Source organism: Nocardioides sp., assembly GCF_030150155.1.
Taxonomy (GTDB): domain Bacteria; phylum Actinomycetota; class Actinomycetes; order Propionibacteriales; family Nocardioidaceae; genus Nocardioides.
In genome coordinates, this window is sequence record NZ_JASLGR010000016.1 from 68,575 (window position 1) to 87,418 (window position 18,844).

The window sequence follows — 18,844 nt, forward strand, 5'->3', positions numbered from 1 at the left end:
ACACACAAGGCCACATCGGGCGTACCTCGCTCGCGAGCCCCGTTCCCTGCTCCGGGACGAGCCTCGCAGAGGTACGTCGAGGCAGTGCATGGGGGAATCATGATCGAACGTATCCACCGCTCGGCGACGCTGGGCGCGAGCGCGGTCGCCGTACTCGCGCTGACAGCGGCCTGCGGTTCTGAGGCGGCCACGTCGCCGGCACCGTCGGCCTCGCCGACGTCCGGCTCGGTGTCGACCTCTCCGTCCGGCACCGCCGATCCGGGGGCGATCTCGCCCACCGATCTGGCCAGCGTGCCGACCCTCCAGGGCGCGCGCGGGGCGATCAGCGACCTGGCCGGGCAGCAGTGCAACGTCGGCTCGGGGCACCAGGTGGCCCGGGCCGAGATCACGTCCTCGGCGACGGGGACGGCCGACTATCTCGTCACGGTGAGCTGGACGACCAACGCCGGTGACGTTCTGGCCCGCGGCTACGACCGGCTCGCCGGTGTGGCCGCCGGGGAGCAGCGCAAGGTGACGATCAAGGCGAAGGTGCCTGCCGGCGCCCGCCGCTGTGTGTGGGGGGTTGAGCGTGCGCAAGCCAAGTAACGGAGCCGGCCGGCATCGGGCCCGGACCGCCGATCCTGGAGCCCGTGCCGTGCGTCTGCTGGTCGCGGTGCTGCTGGCCGTGCTCTCGGTCGCCATCGTCACCCCGACCGCTCGCGCCGACTACGCCACCGGCGGGACCGGCAGCTACAAGGGGTCGATCGACTGGTTCACCTGGGGCACCAACGGTGCCGCCATCGCCAACGGCACCACCCGCACCAACACCCGCACCATCGGCGGTCAGACCGTCACCACGAGCTGCACGATCAACGGCCTCGGTGGCGGCTCGGGCGGGATCAAGGCCTACCGCCCCGGCACCTGGGCGGGCGACGCGCTCGACAACCTCTACAACATCGGTGGCGCCAACGCCGCCAACACCCTGGTCGACGGCATCGCCAACGTCACCGCCGGCCAGATCGTGAACTTCCATGTCTCCTGCTCGGCCACGATGGACGGCAACACGATCCCGCTGCAGGGCCTGGTCGTGGCCGACGCCGAGGCGAGCAACTACTTCCCGAACAACCCGACGGCCAACGAGTACATCACCGTCACCCCCGACACCGCGACGACCTGGCGGCTGCTGGACCGCGGCAAGAGCGCAGGCTGCGCCACCGACGCCCTCGGCCTGTTGGCCGGTACGGCGCTCACGCTGCGCCCCAACGGCACGGAGTGCTACGCGTCCTCCTCGACGGGCTACGGCCCGATGGCGGTCATGTTCATGGAGGGCTCGACCGCCGCGAACGTGATCCTCAAGGGCGGCGGCAACTCGGCCGTCGCGCTCGGCGTCGTGCTCCAGTCCGACTTCGGTGACGCGCCCGCCTCGTACGGCGCCGCCGGGTCGATCTACGACCCGGGCTGGGTCGGCGGCACGCTGTCGCAGGGCACCAACAACCTGACCTCGACGATCACCCCGGCCACCCCGGGGGAGCCGCCGCTGCACCTGGGCGCCCTGATCGACTCCGAGGGCAACTACCAGCCCAGCGTCGGCGCGAACCTGGACGACACCACCGGCATCGACGACGAGGACTCGATCCCGATGCCATCGCCACTGGTGGCCTATCCAGGCCTGACCTACTCCCAACCGAACGTGGTGTGTGCCGGGAACGGCTACGTCACCGGATGGGTGGACTGGAACGGCGACGGCACCTTCGATGCGGGGGAGGCGAGCAACACCGCGCTCTGTTCGGGCGGCTCGGTCTCCCTGACCTGGACGGTCCCCGCCAATGTCGCCACCTCGTCGTCGTACCTGCGACTGCGGATGGGCTCGACGGCTGCCGCCTCCCAGCAGGCGACCGGCCTGGCGGCGACGCCGGGCGAGGTAGAGGACTACCCGATCAGCATCACCAAGGGTGCCGCCGCGATCAGCCTCACCAAGACGGCCAACCGGACCACCCTGGTGCAGGGGCAGACCATCACGTTCACGATGGTCGCCACCAACACCGGCAACGTGACGCTGACCAACGCCCACATCGACGAGGTCTCCTTCAACGGCAGCGGTGCGCTCTCGCCGCTGTCGTGCAGCCCGGCGCAGCCGACCACCCTCGCGGTCGGTGCCACCCTGACCTGCACGGCGACCTACGTGGTGACCCAGGCCGACGTCGACGCGGGACAGATCAAGAACGTCGCGACCGCTGACGGTACGCCGCCCACAGGCGTCGCCCCACCGACGAAGCCGACCGCCCAGGTCGGCGTGCCGTCGATCCCCGCCCCGGCGATCAGCCTGACCAAGAAGGCCGGGACGCCCAGTGGCAACACGGCCGGGTCGACGATCGGCTACACGTTCGTGGTGACCAACACCGGCAACGTCACGCTGTCGGCGGTGAAGGTCACTGACCCGAAGGTCGGGACCGTGAGCTGCCCGGTGACGACGCTGGCACCCGGAGCCTCCACCACCTGCACCGCCGCGCCGTACGTCCTGACCCAGGCCGACGTGAATGCGGGGAAGGTGGACAACACCGCCACCGCGACCGGGACCCCGCCGAGTGGGACGCCACCGACCGCGACGGACTCGACGCACACCCCGATCACGCAGTCGCCCAGCATCAGCCTGAACAAGAAGGCCGGCACGCCGAGCGGCAACACCGCCGGCTCGACGATCGGCTACACGTTCCTGGTCACCAACACCGGCAACGTCACCCTCGACACCGTCAAGGTCGCCGACCCGAAGGTCGGACCGGTGAGCTGCCCGGTGACGACCCTGGCCCCCGGCGCCTCGACGACCTGCACGGCGACGTACTCGGTCACGCAGTTCGACGTGGACTCCGGGCACGTGCCGAACACGGCCATCGCCTACGGCAACCCGCCCGGTGGTGACCCCTCGACGACGACCGACGACGTGAGGGCCTCGGACTCCACCGACACTCCGCTCGTCGCCGGGCCCGCGATCAGCCTGACCAAGAAGGCCGGCACGCCGAGCGGCCAGACGGCCGGGTCGACGATCGCCTACACGTTCACGGTGACCAACACCGGCAACGTGACCCTGACCTCGGTGAAGGTCACCGACCCCAAGGTCGGTGCCGTGACCTGCCCGGTGACGACCCTGGCGCCCGGTGCCTCCACCACGTGTACGGCGGCGCCGTACGTCCTCACGCAGGCTGACGTGAACGCGGGCAAGGTGGACAACACCGCGACCGCGACCGGCACCCCGCCGAGTGGGACGCCGCCCACGGCGACGGACTCGACGCACACCCCGATCACGCAGTCGCCCAGCATCAGCCTGGACAAGCAGGCCGGCACCCCGACGGGGAACACTGCCGGGTCGACCATCACGTACACGTTCGTGGTGACCAACACCGGCAACGTCACCCTCGACCCGGTGAAGGTCACTGACCCGAAGGTCGGACCGGTCACCTGCCCCGTGACCTCGCTCGCCCCGGGCGCCTCCACGACCTGCACGGCCCCGGCCTACAGCCTCACCCAGAACGACGTCGACGCCGGCCATGTGGCCAACACCGCGACGGCGTACGGCAACCCGCCGGGCGGTGACCCGACGACCACCACCGACGACGTGAAGTCCTCGGACTCCACCGACACCCCGCTGCTGGCGGGCCCCGCGATCAGCCTGGACAAGCAGGCCGGCGCCCCGACCGGGAACACCGCCGGGTCGACGATCACGTACACGTTCCTGGTGACCAACACCGGCAACGTCACGCTCACCACGGTGAAGGTGACCGACCCCAAGGTTGGTGCCGTGACCTGTCCGGTCACGACCTTGGCTCCCGGTGCCTCCACCACCTGTACGGCGGCGCCGTATGCCGTGACGCAGGCTGACGTGAACGCGGGCACGGTGGACAACACCGCTACCGCGACCGGCACCCCGCCGAGCGGGACGCCGCCCACGGCGACCGACTCCACGCACACCCCGATCACGTCGGCAGCGGCGATCAGCCTCGACAAGAAGGCGGGCGCGCCGACCGGCAACACGGTCGGCTCGACCACAACCTACACGTTCGTGGTGACCAACACCGGCAACGTGACGCTGTCGACGGTCGGTGTCACCGACCCCAAGGTGGGGACGGTGACCTGTCCGGTGACGACCTTGGCGCCCGGCGCGTCGACGACCTGTACGGCGGCGCCGTACGCGTTGACGCAGGCCGATGTGGATGCGGGCAAGGTGGACAACACGGCGACCGCGACGGGCACGCCGCCGAGTGGTCCGAAGGTGACTGATGATGACTCGACGCACACCCCGATCACGTCGGCGGCGTCGATCAGTCTGACGAAGAAGGCGGGCGCTCCGACGGGGAACACCGCCGGCTCGACGATCACGTACACCTTCACCGTCACGAACACGGGCAACGTCACCCTGTCGACGGTCGGTGTCACCGACCCGAAGGTGGGGACGGTGACCTGTCCAGTGACGACGCTGGCGCCCGGGGCGTCCGCGACCTGCACAGCGGCGCCGTACGCGTTGACCCAGGCCGACGTGGATGCGGGGAAGGTGGACAACACCGCGACCGCGACGGGCACGCCGCCGAGCGGGCCGAAGGTCACCGACGACGACTCGACGCACACCCCGATCGCCTCGGCGCCGTCGATCAGCTTGACGAAGAAGGCGGGTGCCCCGACGGGGAACACCGCCGGCTCGACGATCACCTATACGTTCGTGGTGACCAACACCGGCAACGTGACCTTGTCGACGGTCGGTGTCACCGACCCGAAGGTCGGCACCGTCACCTGTCCGGTGACGACCTTGGCGCCCGGTGCGTCGACGACCTGCACGGCGGCGCCGTACGCGTTGACCCAGGCCGACGTGGATGCGAGCAAGGTCGACAACACGGCGACGGCGACGGGCACGCCGCCGAGCGGTCCGAACGTCACTGACGACGACTCGACGCACACCCCGATCACCTCGGCGCCGAGCATCAGCCTGGACAAGAAGGCGGGCACGCCGTCGGGCAACCACGTCGGCGACACCATCGTCTACACGTTCACCGTCACCAACACCGGCAACGTGACGCTCAACCCGGTCAGCGTGAGTGACCCGAAGGTCGGCACCGTCACCTGTCCGGTCACCGCCCTGGCACCGAGCGCGAGCACGACCTGTACGGCGGCGCCGTACCAGCTCACGCAGGCCGACGTGGATGCGAGCAAGGTCGACAACACCGCGACCGCGACCGGCACCCCGCCCACGGGCGTGCCGGTGACCGACGACGACAGCACGCACACGCCGATCACGTCGGCCCCCGGGATCGGGCTGCAGAAGCGTGCCGGGTCGCCGACGGGCAACACCGCCGGGTCGACCATCACGTACACGTTCACCGTCACCAACACCGGCAACGTCACCCTGGACCCGGTTGCGGTCACCGACCCGAAGGTCGGCACCGTGACGTGCCCGGTCACCTCCTTGGCGCCGGGCAAGGCCACGACCTGCACTGCGGCCCCGTACGTCCTGACCCAGGCCGACGTGGATGCCGGGAAGGTGGACAACACCGCCACCGCCACGGGCACCCCGCCGAGTGGTCCGAACGTCACCGACGACGACTCGACACACACCCCGATCGACTCGGCGCCGGGCATCAGCCTGGACAAGAAGGCCGGCACCCCGACCGGCAACACCGCCGGGTCGACCATCACCTACACGTTCACCGTCACCAACACCGGCAACGTCACCCTGGACCCGGTTGCGGTCACCGACCCGAAGGTCGGCACCGTGACGTGCCCGGTGACCTCACTGGCGCCGGGCAAGGCGACGACCTGCACGGCCGACCCGTATGTCCTGACCCAGGCCGACGTGAACGCGGGCAAGGTGGACAACACCGCCACGGCGACCGGCACCCCGCCGAGTGGTCCGAACGTCACCGACGACGACTCGACGCACACCCCGATCACGGCCTCGCCGTCGCTGACCCTCGACAAGCAGGCAGGGGCACCGACCGGGAACACCGCCGGTTCGACCATCACGTACACGTTCGTGGTGACCAACACTGGCAACGTCACCCTCGATCCGATCGCCGTCACCGACCCGAAGGTCGGCACCGTGACGTGCCCGGTCACCTCCCTGGCGCCGGGCAAGGCCACCACCTGCACCGCGGCCCCGTACGTCCTCACGCAGGCCGACGTGAACGCGGGCAAGGTGGACAACACCGCCACCGCCACCGGCACCCCGCCGAGTGGACCGAAGGTGACCGACGACGACTCCACCCACACCCCGATCACCCAGACGCCGTTGATCAGCCTGGACAAGCAGGCCGCTGCGCCGACGGGCAACGACGAGGGCGACACCATCACCTACACGTTCGTGGTGACCAACACCGGCAACGTGACCCTGGACCCGGTCTCGGTGAACGACCCGAAGGTCGGCGCTGTCACCTGTCCGGTCACCACCCTGGCACCGGGCGCTAGCACGACCTGTACGGCGGCGCCGTACGCCCTCACCCAGGCCGACGTGGACGCCGGGACCGTGAAGAACACCGCCACCGCCTTCGGCAACCCGCCCGGTGGCGACCCGGCCGACCCGTCCGACGACGTCACCGCGAAGGACTCGACCGTGACGCCGATCGTCGAGGGCCCGGCGATCACCCTGGACAAGGTCGCCGGTATGCCCAGCGGCCACAGTGCGGGGGACACCATCGCCTACACCTTCACCGTCACCAATGTCGGCAACGTGACCCTCACCTCGGTGACGGTGACGGACCCGAAGGTCGGCGCGGTGACCTGCCCGGTCACGACGTTGGCCCCGCGCGCCTCGACGACCTGCACCGCAGCGGCGTACACGCTAACCCAGGCCGACGTCGATGCCGGGAAGGTGGACAACACCGCCACGGCGACAGGCACCCCGCCCAGCGGGACCCCGCCGACCGCGACGGACTCCACCCACACCCCGATCCCGTCGGCTCCGGCGATCACCCTGGACAAGGTCGCCGGTGCTCCGTCGGGCAACACCGCGGGCTCGACGATCAGCTACACGTTCACCGTCACCAACACCGGCAACGTGACCCTGGACCCGGTCTCGGTGAGCGACCCGAAGGTCGGCACCGTGACCTGCCCGGTGACGTCGCTGGCGCCCGGCAAGAACACCACCTGCACCGCCGACCCGTACGTCCTGACCCAGGCAGACGTGGACGCCGGGAAGGTGGACAACACCGCGACCGCGACCGGCACCCCGCCGACCGGGGGAGACGTGACCGCGACCGACGGCACCCACACGCCGATCATCTCCTCGCCCGCGATCACCCTGGACAAGAAGGCCGGAGCCCCGACCGGGGTCCGGGCCGGGGACACCATCACCTACACGTTCACCGTCACCAACACCGGCAACGTGACCCTCGACCCGGTCTCGGTGAACGACCCGAAGGTCGGCACCGTGACCTGCCCGGTGACCACGCTGGCGCCCGGTGCGTCCACCACGTGCACGGCGGCGCCGTACGTCCTGACCCAGGCCGACGTGGATGCCGCGAAGGTGGACAACACCGCGACCGCCTCCGGCACCCCGCCGAGCGGCCCCGACGTCACCGCCACCGACGGCACCCACACCCCGCTGACGCCGGCCCCGGCGATGGAGCTGGTGAAGAAGGTCGCCAAGACCGTCGACACCAACGCCAACGGGAAGACCGACCAGGGCGACGAGCTCTGGTACGCCTTCGACGTCACCAACACCGGCAACGTCAGCCTCGACCCGATCACCGTGACCGATGCGATGCTGGCCAGCGCCGGGATCACGATCACCTGCCCGGCAGGTCCGCTCGCGCCCGGTGCGTCCAGCACCTGCACCGCCGATGCGGGGTACGTCGTCACGCAGGCCGACATGGACGCGGGCGCGGTCGACAACACCGCGACCGCGACCGGGACGCCGCCGACCGGACCGCCGGCGGTGACGCCGCCGTCCACCACGACGACGCCCCTGGACAGCGTGGCCGCGCTCGGTCTGGTCAAGCGGATCGCGTCGATCGACGACGTGAACCGTGACGGTCTGACCAACAGGGGCGACCGGATCTGGTGGGTCTTCGACGTCACCAACATCGGCAACACCACGGTGGCCGACCCGCGTGTCTCCGACCCGCTGCTGGCGGGCCTGAAGATCTCGGTCACCTGCCCGGCTGGCACCCTGGTCCCGGGCGCCAAGGTCACCTGCATGGCGACCACGGCGTACGTGATCACCCGCGCCGACCAGAAGCGTGGTCGGGTGGTCAACGTCGCCACCGCGTCGGCGCACCCCCTGATCTGCTCGGGCTGCTCGCCGGTGACCACCCCGCCGTCGAGCACCCTCACCGGGATCAACACCCTGACCGTCACCCCGATCCACCACGGTGGCGGCGGGACGTCCGGCGGTGGCGGAGGCAGCGGCGGTGGCCTGGCCAGCACCGGTGGGCCGAGCTTGTACGCCGGGGGCCTCGCCCTGCTGCTGATCATCGGGGGAGCAGCGCTGATCGGACTGTCCCGACGCACCCGCTAGCCGACTTCCGGGTTCACCACCGCCGAGTCCCGGGTTCACCACGGCCGAGTCCCGGGTTCACCACCGCCGACTTCCGGGTTCACCACCGCAGCCCCGCCCACCGTCACCGGTGAGCGGCGCCCGGGGCGGCGGTGACTAGTGGCTCGTGTCAGACGTTGTTGGTCGGTTCGCGCACTCGGGGCACGCACCCCGAGCACGCCCACCATCCCCAAACCTCTGACACGAGCCACTAGGCTCGCCACCGTGCTGGAGGCGATCGGATACGTGGGGAGCGCCGGGGCGGCCACGATGTGGATCCCGCAGGCGGCGCGAGCCTGGCAGCACCGCCGTGATCAGCACGCTCTGGGCGGCATCAGCGCCTCGGCGTACGCCGTCGCCATCGTCTTCAACGCGTTGCTGCTGACCTACGGGATCACCACCGACGCCCCGCCGGTGATCGTCGCGGCGGTGGTCAACCTGCTGTGTGCGTGCACCATCGTCACGATCATCAGGGTGGCATCGAGGCAGCGGAGCGAGCCGTGGGCCTGATCCTCGGCTGGCTGGTCGGGATCATCGACGTGGTCCAGTTCGTCCCGCAGGCGCGGCACACGATCGCGCACCGCGCCAACGCGCTGGCGATGCGCGGGGTCAGTGCGTGGACCTGGGGGATCGCGACGGTCCAGGGGACCGCCTGGGTGATCTACGGACTGGGCACCCACCACTATGCCGTGGGGGTGCCCAATCTCGTGATCACACCGATCTGCGCCCTGATCCTGGCGCTCAAGTTGAACGCGGACCGGCAGGCCCGGCGCGCCGGGTAGCCGCAGGCTCAGTCCAGACCCGGCTCCGCGGCCTGGGCCGGAATGGACGGCGCGGCCATCGCGGCGTCCAGACCCGTTGCGGGCTGCCCCGTGAGGGTGGCAAGCATCTGGCGGACGTTGGCCAGCTGGGCGTTGATCGAGTCGCGGCGCTGGGTGGCGGCGGCGACCTCGCGGTCGGAGTCGGACTTCACCCGAGCGGCGAGGGCCTTGGCCTCGCTGACCACCGAGGAGGCCTCGAGCTCAGCGTTGTCGACCAGGCGGCGGGCCTCCTGCTGGGCCTCCTTGCGCAGCGTCTCGGCCTCGCTGCGGGCGTCGTCGACCAGCTTGTTGGCGTGGTCGAGCCGGGCGTTGGCCTCGGCGACGCTGGCGGCGAAGTCGGACTCGTGCTGCTGGCGGCGCTCGTTGAGGGTGGCCTCGAAGTCGGCGGCGGCCTTGGCCGCGGTGGCCTTCTGCTCCTCGTAGACGGCCTGGGCCTCGTTCATCCGGGCGTCGGCGTCACGGCGGGCGGCGTCGAGGATCTCGTCGGCCTGACGGCGGGCGTCGGCGATCGAGCGCAGCGCCTCGGTGTCGGCGTCCTGGCGGACCCCGGCGGCGTACGCGTCGGCGTCGGCCTTCGTCGCGGCGACGTGGGCCTCGTGGGCGGCGCGCGCCTGGTCCACCTCGGCCAGCGCCCGGCTCTTGAGCTCATCGGCCTCGTCGCGGGCCAGGGCGAGGATCGAGCCGACCCGCTCGCCGAGGTGCTCGAAGGAGGCGGGCTCGGAGGAGATCGGGGCGGCGGGCGCGGGGGCTACCGGGGGCGCGGAGTTCAGCTGGACGGCCAGCTGGTCGCGCTGGGCGGCCAACTCCTTGATGGCCCGGGCGAACTCGGTCAAACGCTGGTCCACCTCGTCGGGGTCGTAGCCGCGACGGACGAAGGTGAACTGCGACGGCTGCTCGGTCATCGCCGGATTCCTCTCACTTGATGCTGCCTAGCTGGGGGTAGCGGGCAAGCGCTGTAGGTCTAACGGGGCTGATGCGTTGTTGTTATCGGCTGTCTCACCTGGTGTGCGGGACGGCCAGTGCCTGGATCACTCCCGAGAGCTGTCCGAGTTCTGTGGTGATGGCCTCACGCCGGGTCTCGAGGGCGGCGAGCTCGGCCCGGGTCTGGGCGACCGAACTGTGCGCGCTCTCGATGATCTTGTCGGCCTCGGCACGCGCCGACGTGAGGTACTGCATGGCTTCGGCACGCGTGCGGCGTGCCTCCTCCTGCTGTTCACGCTGGCGGCGGGCGGCCTCGTCGACGGCACTCTGGCGCAGCAGCCGGGCACTCGCCTCGGCTTCGTCGGTACGCCGTTGGGCGCGCGTCTCGATGGTGGCGGCCGCGTCCTCGGCGGCGGCGAGACGACGCTCCGCCTCACTGGTGGCCTCGGCGACCAGCCGTGCTGCCTCCGCCTCGGCCTCGGCCAGCCGGCGCGAGGCATCCTCGTGCAGGGCCGCGACGTCGGCGTCGTGCTGGGCCCGGTCCTCGGCCAGGGCCGTAGCGGTCGCCTCGGCCAGGGCGGTCGCCTCGTCCCGGGCGCGGGCGAGGTGAGCCGCTGCGGCGGCCTCGCTGTCGCGTCTCATCCGGGCACGCTCCAGCTCAGCCGTCTCCATCAACTTCGCGACCGCCTGGCGCGACCACTCCATCTGCTCGCCGGTCTCGGTGAGGTGCTGCTCGGCCTCGGCGTGGGCGGCGGTGACGATCCGGCCGGCCTCAGCCTCGGCGGCGGTCACGATCTCGGCGGCCCGCTCCCGAGCCTCGGCGCGCAACCGGTCGGCATCGGACCGGGCCTCCTCGGTGGTGGCCGCAGCCTGGGCCTGGAGGGTCTCGGAGTGGTTGGCGGCCTGCTCCATCAGCGCCTGCACGTGGGCGGCGGCCCCGGCGGCGATCCGCTTGGTCTCCGCACGGGAGGCCTCCTCCTCGGCGGCGGCGCGCTGCCGGGCCTCGGCCAGGATCTGGTCGGCCGCGGTCTGGGCGGCGGCCACGATGGTGCGCCCGCGGCCCTCGGCGTCGGCGACGATCTGGTCCACCTCTGCGGCCCGTGCCCCGGCCCGGGCCTCGGCCTCGGCGACCACGGCGGCGGCCTGCTCCTCGGCGGCGGCGATCAGGTCGCGGGACTGCTCGACCGCGTCGGCGATCACCTGCTGGGCGTCGGCGGCCGAGGCGGCGTAGAGCGCCTCGGCGCGCTGCACTGTCCGCTCCGCCTCGACCCGGTCGGTCTCGGCGGCGGCCTGGAGCTCCTCGGCCACGCGCTGGGCGCGCTGCAGGACGGTCGCAGCCGACTCAGGCTCGACCATCCCCCGGTAGCTCTCGAGGGCCTCTTCAGGCACCGCGACACCCACTTCCTGACTGTGCGTTCGCGGCGATTCTAGGGGCATCGGGAGAGGTCTGGGTCACGTTCGTGTTTCTCACAGTGTTGATCGGGTGTTTCTCTGCTGTGGATGTGGTGTTGCTGTGACAGGTGGGGCGTCCGGGCTGCGTGGGACCCGCCTCAGCGCATGAACCCGACCGTCTCGGGAACGAAGCCGGGGAAGACCCGGGCGGTCGAGGCCGACGTACGACGGCGGACGACCTCGGCCAGGACGCTGCGGTAGTCCAGGGTCACCGCGACGTCGGCGTCCAGGGTGTTCGCCAGCGGTGCGACCGAGCCGTAGTAGCCGCCCCGGACCCCGGCGCCGAGCACCCACATCACGTTGCCCCAGCCGTGGTCCAGGCCGCCCGAGGCGTTCTCCTGCACCCGCCGACCGAACTCCGAGAGCACCACCAGGGTGACCGTGTCGGCGGCGGCCCCCAGGTCGGTGAAGAACGTCGCCACCGCCTTGGCGAGCTGGCCCGCCTGGGTGACCATCGGCCCATGCGTCGGGGTGCCCAGCGCGGTGTGCATGTCCCAGCCGCCGTGGTCCACGGTGATCACCTGGGCACCGACGCGACCGCGGATCGTGCGGGCCACCATCGCCAACGCCTCGCCCAGCTGACCGGCCGGGTAGAGCGAGGTCCGGTCCGCTGCCCGACGGGCCGGGGCGAGGGCCGCATCGGCGTCCAGGGTGGTGCGCCAGGCCGCCCCCATCGGACTCCGGTCGGTGGCCCACACCGTCGACAGCGACCCGACCCGGCCGATGCTGCGGTCCTCGGCCGGGTCGTTGCCGGCGATCCCGGTGTCGAGGTCGGCCAGGGCCAGGTACGGCTCCGTGCCGCCCAGCGAGGTCGGCGGGCTGCCGCCCACCGCGATCCCTTCCAGCGGCGAGGTCAGGGCATCGGTGCCGATCAGGCGGTTGAGCCACCCCGAGCGCAGGTCGCTGCCGGGAGCGGCGTTCTCCACCACCTCCATCGCGGCGAAGTGGCTCCGGTTCGGGATCGCCATCCCGGTGCCGTGGATCGCCGCGATCCGCCCGGCCTGCCACAGCGGCAGCAGCGGCGCGAGCTGCGGGTGCAGTCCGTAGGTGTCGTCGGCGGCCAGCAGTGCCGTGCGGGGCACCCCGATCGTGGGGCGGGCCGCGTAGTACGCCGGGTCGGTGTGCGGCACCACCAGCGACAGGCCGTCGCAGGCACCGCGCAGGGAGAGCGTGACCAGCACGTTTGCCCCGAGCGCGGTGGCCCCGGCGGCGGGGGCGCCGGTCACGGTCACCACGGTGGTGCCGAGCAGGATCGACGTACCGCCGACAGCGGCTGCGCCGCCGAGGAACGTACGCCGGCTCAGGGCCGTGCGGGGAGCGGGGACAGGCATCGGCGGACTCCTCGGTCGTCGGCGGTCAGGGGGAGACGGTCAGTGGTAGTAGTGCGCCGGGGTGTCCAGCAGCACGATCAGCAGGTTCGGGAAGTCGACCCCGGTCCACGACCCCGAGCGCCGCACCACGTCGGTGGGCAGCAGGCCGGTCGCCCGGCAGCACGCCTCCAGCAGGGTGCGGGTCGAGCGGCGGCCCAGGAAGACCCGGGAGAGGTGGTCGACCCACGCCCGGAACGCCATCTTCTTGCGCGGCATGAACCGCCGCGGGTCGGGATAGGTGACGCCCGCGGACGGGAACCAGCCACCCGCCGCGGAGTAGTGCACGTCGGCCGAGACCAGCGCCCGCACCGGGGTCGCCCACGGTGCGCCCACGATCGGGGCGCCGTTGGGACTGGGCCAGGTCATCGGGGCGGCGCCGATGCCGTCGAGCTGGTGGTAGAGCTGGTTCGCCGCCGACTGCCAGTCCACCGGCCTGGCGAAGCGGGAGCCGAGCACGCGGTGGGTGGCGACCAGGTCGTGGGCCGGATCGCGCAGCTTCGCCCCCGCGCTCGCGGCCAGGTACGGCGAGGTCACCAGGGCCCGCAGCACCGGCACGATCTCGGTGTCGTGGGCCAGGTAGACCTCGGCCAGCTCGGCGACCAGCGCCGGCGGCGGGGAGTCGCGGACGAAGACCATCGCCAGCCGCTGCGCGATCCGCCGCGCGGTGGCCGGGTGCCGGGCCAGGTAGCCGAGGTAGTCGCTCACCACCGCCCTGCCGTCGGGGTCGGCGTTGTCGCTGCGGAACGGGGCGGGCCAGGCGGCCCGCTTCGCCATCACGGTGACCGGCCCGGTCCAGTGCCGCTGAGGGTCGTAGCCGGCCGCGGTCGCCGCCGACGGATCGACGGTGAAGCCGGTCAGGATCCGGGCCGAGTTCTTCACGTCGGCCTCGGTGTAGTTGCCCACCCCGACGGTGTGCAGCTCCAGCAGCTCGCGGCCCAGGTTCTCGTTGGGGTGCTCGGCGGCCGACAGGTTGCCCGACAGGTAGAGCTGCATCGCCGGGTGGCAGATCGCTGCGGTCAGCAGGTCGGCGTAGGAGCCCAGCGCCCCGGCACGGATCGTGCGGCCGTAGTCGGCGCGGTAGCGCACCTGCGCGTCGGGCCGTGCCGGCACGTGCAGCAGGTTCTCCCAGAACTCCGTCATCCGCTCCAGGACCTGATGCGGGCTGGTCATCCGGCGGGCCAGCAGCGAGCAGGAGTACGCCGCGGCCAGGTCCCAGGCGTCGGCACCGCGCACGGTCGGGCTCGATGGGTCGGCGCTCAGCGCGGGCCACCAGTCCTCGACGTCGTCGCGGCCGTCGTACGCCGTCGCGAGCTGCTCCTCGAACCAGTCCAGTCCGCTGCCCGCAGCCTTCACCTCCCGGGCCAGGTCCGGTGTCACGCCGTAGCACCAGCGCGACACGACGGCGCGGTCGGCGCGGCGCAGGGTGGGGCTCGTCCGGGAACGGCCCGGGGTGTAGAGCGTGGGCTGGAGTGTCTCGTCGGTGCTGATGGCTGCCATCGAACGGTCCTCATGACCAGGGGATAGGGCGTCTTCCTTGACGCCCCACCACTCGACGCGCTCAGCCCAGAGTTGAGTAAAGGTCCCGGGTCTGGGCGGCGATGCTAGACCAGCTGAAGCTCTCCACGGCCAGGGCGCGCCCGGCCTCGCCCTGCGCGCGGGCCCGGTCGGGGTCGCTCAGGGTGGCGATCAGGGCGGCGGCGAAGTCGGCCACGTAGCGGTCCGGGTCCAGCGGCGTGCCGGTCCCGTCGACGGCCTGCTCGATCGGGACCAGGGTGCCGGTGGTGCCGTCGACGACCACCTCGGGGATGCCACCGGTCGCGGTCGCCACCACGGCGGTGCCGCACGCCATCGCCTCCAGGTTGACGATGCCGAGCGGCTCGTAGATCGAGGGGCAGGCGAAGACGGTGGCCTGGGTCAGCAGCGTCATCACGTCGGCGCGCGGCAGCATCTGGTCGATCCAGACCACGCCGTCGCGGGTGGCCTTGAGGTCGTCGACCAGGGCGCTCACCTCGGCGGCGATCTCCGGGGTGTCGGGTGCCCCGGCGCACAGCACCAGCTGGACCTCGGGCGGCAGTGCGGCAGCGGCCCGGAGGAAGTAGGGCAGCCCCTTCTGCCGGGTGATCCGGCCGACGAAGATGACGCTGGGCCGGTCCGGGTCGACCCCGAGCGCGCGGGCACGGTCGGGGTCGTGGGTGGGCTGCCACAGCTCGGAGTCGATCCCGTTGAGGATGGTGTGCACCCGGGCCGGGTCGACGGCCGGGTAGGCCCGCAGTACGTCCTCGCGCATCGCGTTGCTCACCGCGACGATGGCGTCGGCGCTCTCGTACGCCGTCCGCTCGGCCCAGCTGCTCAGCGCATAGCCGCCGCCGAGCTGTTCGGCCTTCCACGGCCGCAGCGGCTCCAGCGAGTGCGCGGTGATCACGTGCCTGCTGCCGTGCAGCAGGGCGGCGAGGTGGCCCGCCAGGTTGGCGTACCAGGTGTGGGAGTGGACCAGGTCGCCGTGCGCTGCCTGGGCGATCTCCAGGTCGACGCCGAACGTGCGCAGTGCCGGGTTGGCCTCGGCGAGGGCCGGGAGCTCGGCGTACGAGCTGGTCTGGGGGGCCGTGCGCGACGCTCCGAAGGCGTGCACCCAGAACTCGTCGGAAGCCTGTCCCGGCACCCCTCCCGGCACCGGCGGCAGCGCCCGTAGCGCCCGGACCAGTTCGGCCACGTGGACCCCGGCCCCGCCGTAGATCTCCGGGGGGTACTCACGAGTGAGGATGTCGACGCGCACCCCTGCACAGTAGCGTGGGGTCATGGTCGTCAGGCTCCGCAAGAATGTGATGGCAATCGTCCTCGCCGGTGGCGAGGGCAAACGACTCATGCCGCTGACCACGGACAGGGCCAAGCCCGCGGTGCCGTACGCCGGGATCTACCGGCTGATCGACTTCGCGTTGTCCAACGTGGTCAACTCCGGCTGCCTCCAGGTGGTGGTGCTGACCCAGTACAAATCCCACTCCCTGGACCGGCACATCACCCAGACCTGGCGGATGTCGACGATGCTGGGCAACTACGTCGCCTCGGTCCCGGCCCAGCAGCGGGTCGGGAAGAACTGGTACCTCGGCTCGGCCGATGCGATCTACCAGTCCCTCAACCTGATCGGTGACGAGCGGCCCGACCTGGTGATCGTGGTCGGCGCCGACCACGTCTACCGCATGGACTTCGCCCAGATGGTCAACCAGCACCTCGAGCTCGGCGCCCCCTGCACCGTGGCGGCGATCCGGCAGCCGATCTCGATGGCCTCCCAGTTCGGGGTGATCGAGGTCGACCAGACCGACCCGCGCCGGATCACGCAGTTCCTGGAGAAGCCCGCCGACCCGGTCGGTCTGCCTGACAACCCCGACGAGGTGCTGGCCTCGATGGGCAACTACTGCTTCGACACCGACGCCCTGGTCGAGGCAGTCACCCGCGACGCCTCCGACCTCGGTTCGGCGCACGACATGGGCGGCGACATCGTGCCCGGATTCGTCTCCCGCGGCGAGGCGGCGGTCTACGACTACCGCGACAACCTGGTGCCCGGGGCCACCGACCGCGACCGCGGCTACTGGCGCGACGTGGGGACGATGCGCTCGTACTACGACGCCCACATGGACGTAGTTTCACCGCTGCCGGTGTTCAACCTCTACAACTACGAGTGGCCGATCTACACCTCGCACGGTCCCTACCCGCCCGCGAAGGTGGTGCAGTCCACCGTCGACGAGGTGCTGCTCTCACCCGGTGTCGTGGTGACCGGGGGATCGGTGACCCGGTCGGTGCTCTCGCCGGGCGTCTACGTCTCGGCCGGGGCCGACGTGACCGGCTCGGTGCTGATGAATGACGTGTCGATCGGTGAGGGGGCCGTCGTACGCAACGCGATCCTGGACAAGAACGTGATCATCCCGCCCGGTGCCCGGGTCGGGGTCGATCCGGAGGAGGACGCCCGACACGGTTTCATCGTGATCGACGGCCTCACCGTCGCAGGCAAGGACCAGCCCTATGACTGAGAGCTCCGCAGCGTCGCTGCCGCCCTCGCTGGCGGGACGCACGGTCGCCTTCCTGGGCGGCACCGGCCAGCTCGGCCGCTCCCTGGGCGGACGCTTCGCGGCGGCCGGGATCCCGGTCGTGCTCGGCAGCCGCAGCCTGGAGCGGGCCGAGGCCGCTGCCGCCGAGGTGCGTGCCCGGCGGGGCGGGACGGTGATCGGGGCGCTCAACGCCGATGCCGCCCAGCATGCCGACATCACTGTGATCGCGGTGCCGTTCGGGGCGCAGGCCGACGTACTGCACACACTGCACGGGCCGCTGCGGGGCAAGCTCGTGATCGACGCCGTCAACCCCCTCACCTTCGACGCCCACGGCGCGACCGCCGTGCACGTCTGGGAGGGCAGTGCGGCCCAGCAGGCAGCGGCGCTGCTCTCCGAGAGCACCGTGACCAGCGCCTTCCACACGGTGGCCGCTGCCGCCCTGGCCACCGACCACCCGCTCGACTCCGACGTGCTGGTGCTCGGTGACGACCGGGCCGCCGTCGCGACCGTGATCGACCTGGTCGGCGTGGTCGACGGCCTCACCGGCCTGCACGCCGGCGGGCTGCGCAACTCCGCCCAGGTGGAGGCGCTGGTCGCCAACCTGATCGCGATCAACAGGGCCCACGAGGCCGCCACGGGGGAGCAGATCCACGCCGGGATCAGGATCACCGGGGCTTCTGACAGGTGAGAGAGGGGGTTCGATGCGCCCCCGGACCCCGGTAGGTTGGCAGGCGTGACCCTGACGATCGGATACAAGGCCTCTGCCGAGCAGTTCGGACCGCGCGACCTCCTGGACTTCGGTGTCCTCGCCGAGAAGGTCGGGCTCGACTCGGTCTGGGTGAGCGACCACTTCCAGCCGTGGCGCCACGTCGGCGGCCACGCACCGGCCGCGATGCCGTGGATGGGCGCGCTGGCGGCCAGCACCGAGCGGGTCCAGATCGGCACCTCGGTGCTGACCCCGACGTTCCGCAACAACCCCGCGATGGTCGCTCAGGCCTTCGCCACCCTCGACGGCCTGGCGCCGGGCCGGATCGCTCTCGGCGTCGGCTCGGGTGAGGCACTCAACGAGGTCGCCGTCCTCGGCGACTTCGAGTGGCCCGAGTTCAAGGAGCGCTACGCCCGGCTGCGCGAGGCGGTCCGCCTGATCCGCACGCTCTGGTCCGAGGAGCGGGTCACCTTCGACGGGGAGTACTACAAGACCGTCGACGCCACCGTCTACGACCGCCCCGCCCAGCAGATCCCGATCTACATCGCCGCCGGTGGACCGCAGGTCGCCAAGTACGCCGGCCGCGCCGGGGACGGCTTCATCTGCACCTCGGGCAAGGGCATGGAGCTCTACACCGACAAGCTGCTGCCCGCGCTCGCCGAGGGCCGCGAGCTGTCGGGTCGCCCCGGCCAGCCGGACAAGATGATCGAGATCAAGCTCTCCTACGCGCACAGCCGCGAGGAGGCCCTGGAGAACTGCCGGTTCTGGGCACCGCTCTCGCTCACCCCCGAGCAGAAGCACTCCCTGCAGGACCCCGCTGCGATGGCGGCGGCCGCCGACGCGCTGCCGATCGAGCAGGTCGCCAAGCGGTGGATCGTGGCCACCTCCGTCGAGGAGGTGCTGGCCGAGGTGACGCCGTACGTCGACGCCGGCCTCAACCACCTGGTCTTCCACGCCCCGGGGCACGACCAGGAGCGGTTCCTGCGTGACTTCGGCTCCGAGGTCGTCCCGGCCCTGCGGGCGTTGCAGGCCTGACCCGG

The 18,844-nt window shown here is 71.5% G+C and carries 12 protein-coding genes; 7 read left to right on the forward strand and 5 right to left on the reverse strand.

Going from position 1 to position 18,844, the window contains the following annotated elements:
• Positions 1–99 precede the first annotated feature (99 nt).
• From Q1V88_RS03520 to Q1V88_RS03535, 4 genes are all read left to right on the forward strand, one after another.
• Positions 100–585, forward strand: a complete 486-nt coding sequence (locus Q1V88_RS03520) for a hypothetical protein (RefSeq protein WP_300677952.1) — start codon at positions 100–102, stop codon at positions 583–585.
• Positions 569–8,476, forward strand: coding sequence for a CshA/CshB family fibrillar adhesin-related protein (locus tag Q1V88_RS03525; RefSeq protein ID WP_300677954.1), 7,908 nt, complete (start codon positions 569–571; stop codon positions 8,474–8,476). Before Q1V88_RS03520 ends, Q1V88_RS03525 begins: the two co-directional genes overlap by 17 nt.
• 243 nt (positions 8,477–8,719) lie before the next feature.
• On the forward strand, positions 8,720–9,004 hold the full coding sequence (locus Q1V88_RS03530; RefSeq protein ID WP_300677958.1) for a hypothetical protein: 285 nt from the start codon (positions 8,720–8,722) through the stop codon (positions 9,002–9,004).
• Positions 8,995–9,276: a hypothetical protein gene (locus tag Q1V88_RS03535; protein ID WP_300677960.1), complete on the forward strand. Its 282-nt coding sequence runs from the start codon at positions 8,995–8,997 to the stop codon at positions 9,274–9,276. The genes Q1V88_RS03530 and Q1V88_RS03535 overlap by 10 nt, the downstream gene beginning before the upstream one ends.
• An 8-nt stretch (positions 9,277–9,284) precedes the next feature.
• Here Q1V88_RS03535 and Q1V88_RS03540 read toward each other — a convergent pair whose 3' ends face one another.
• The 5 genes from Q1V88_RS03540 to glgA form a co-directional block, all read right to left on the reverse strand.
• The gene (locus Q1V88_RS03540) at positions 9,285–10,217 is read right to left on the reverse strand and encodes a hypothetical protein (protein WP_300677963.1); all 933 of its coding nucleotides are present in this window, start codon (positions 10,215–10,217) and stop codon (positions 9,285–9,287) included.
• A 94-nt stretch (positions 10,218–10,311) separates the two neighbouring features.
• A complete protein-coding gene (locus Q1V88_RS03545; RefSeq protein WP_300677966.1) occupies positions 10,312–11,625 on the reverse strand; it encodes a hypothetical protein in 1,314 nt (437 codons plus the stop codon).
• A gap of 161 nt (positions 11,626–11,786) precedes the next feature.
• Complete coding sequence (locus Q1V88_RS03550) at positions 11,787–13,019, reverse strand: DUF1501 domain-containing protein (protein WP_300677969.1); 1,233 nt, start codon at positions 13,017–13,019, stop codon at positions 11,787–11,789.
• Between the two features lie 39 nt (positions 13,020–13,058).
• On the reverse strand, positions 13,059–14,555 hold the full coding sequence (locus Q1V88_RS03555; protein WP_300677970.1) for a DUF1800 domain-containing protein: 1,497 nt from the start codon (positions 14,553–14,555) through the stop codon (positions 13,059–13,061).
• Positions 14,556–14,616: 61 nt separating this feature from the next.
• Entirely contained in the window at positions 14,617–15,831 is a 1,215-nt protein-coding gene (glgA, locus tag Q1V88_RS03560) for a glycogen synthase (RefSeq protein ID WP_300678236.1), read from the reverse strand.
• Between the two features lie 22 nt (positions 15,832–15,853).
• On the opposite strand from glgA, the gene glgC reads away from it, so the two are divergent.
• Genes glgC through fgd form a run of 3 tightly spaced genes read left to right on the forward strand, consistent with a single transcriptional unit; the run spans position 15,854 to position 18,839 of the window.
• Positions 15,854–17,080 (forward strand): glucose-1-phosphate adenylyltransferase, encoded by a 1,227-nt coding sequence (glgC, locus tag Q1V88_RS03565; protein ID WP_300677973.1) that lies wholly within the window; start codon positions 15,854–15,856, stop codon positions 17,078–17,080.
• On the forward strand, positions 17,073–17,786 hold the full coding sequence (gene npdG, locus Q1V88_RS03570) for an NADPH-dependent F420 reductase (RefSeq protein ID WP_300677975.1): 714 nt from the start codon (positions 17,073–17,075) through the stop codon (positions 17,784–17,786). The genes glgC and npdG overlap by 8 nt, the downstream gene beginning before the upstream one ends.
• Positions 17,787–17,831: 45 nt before the next feature.
• Positions 17,832–18,839: a glucose-6-phosphate dehydrogenase (coenzyme-F420) gene (gene fgd, locus Q1V88_RS03575; protein ID WP_300677978.1), complete on the forward strand. Its 1,008-nt coding sequence runs from the start codon at positions 17,832–17,834 to the stop codon at positions 18,837–18,839.
• The last annotated feature ends 5 nt before the right edge of the window (positions 18,840–18,844 follow it).

Bases quoted from the DNA above. Each gene is read 5' to 3' on its own strand.
- npdG (WP_300677975.1), top strand. From the start codon at position 17,073: ATGACTGAGAGCTCCGCAGCGTCGCTGCCGCCCTCGCTGGCGGGACGC.
- glgC (WP_300677973.1), top strand. From the start codon at position 15,854: ATGGTCGTCAGGCTCCGCAAGAATGTGATGGCAATCGTCCTCGCCGGT.
- Q1V88_RS03550 (WP_300677969.1), bottom strand. From the start codon at position 13,019: ATGCCTGTCCCCGCTCCCCGCACGGCCCTGAGCCGGCGTACGTTCCTC.
- Q1V88_RS03520 (WP_300677952.1), top strand. From the start codon at position 100: ATGATCGAACGTATCCACCGCTCGGCGACGCTGGGCGCGAGCGCGGTC.
- Q1V88_RS03540 (WP_300677963.1), bottom strand. From the start codon at position 10,217: ATGACCGAGCAGCCGTCGCAGTTCACCTTCGTCCGTCGCGGCTACGAC.
- Q1V88_RS03555 (WP_300677970.1), bottom strand. From the start codon at position 14,555: ATGGCAGCCATCAGCACCGACGAGACACTCCAGCCCACGCTCTACACC.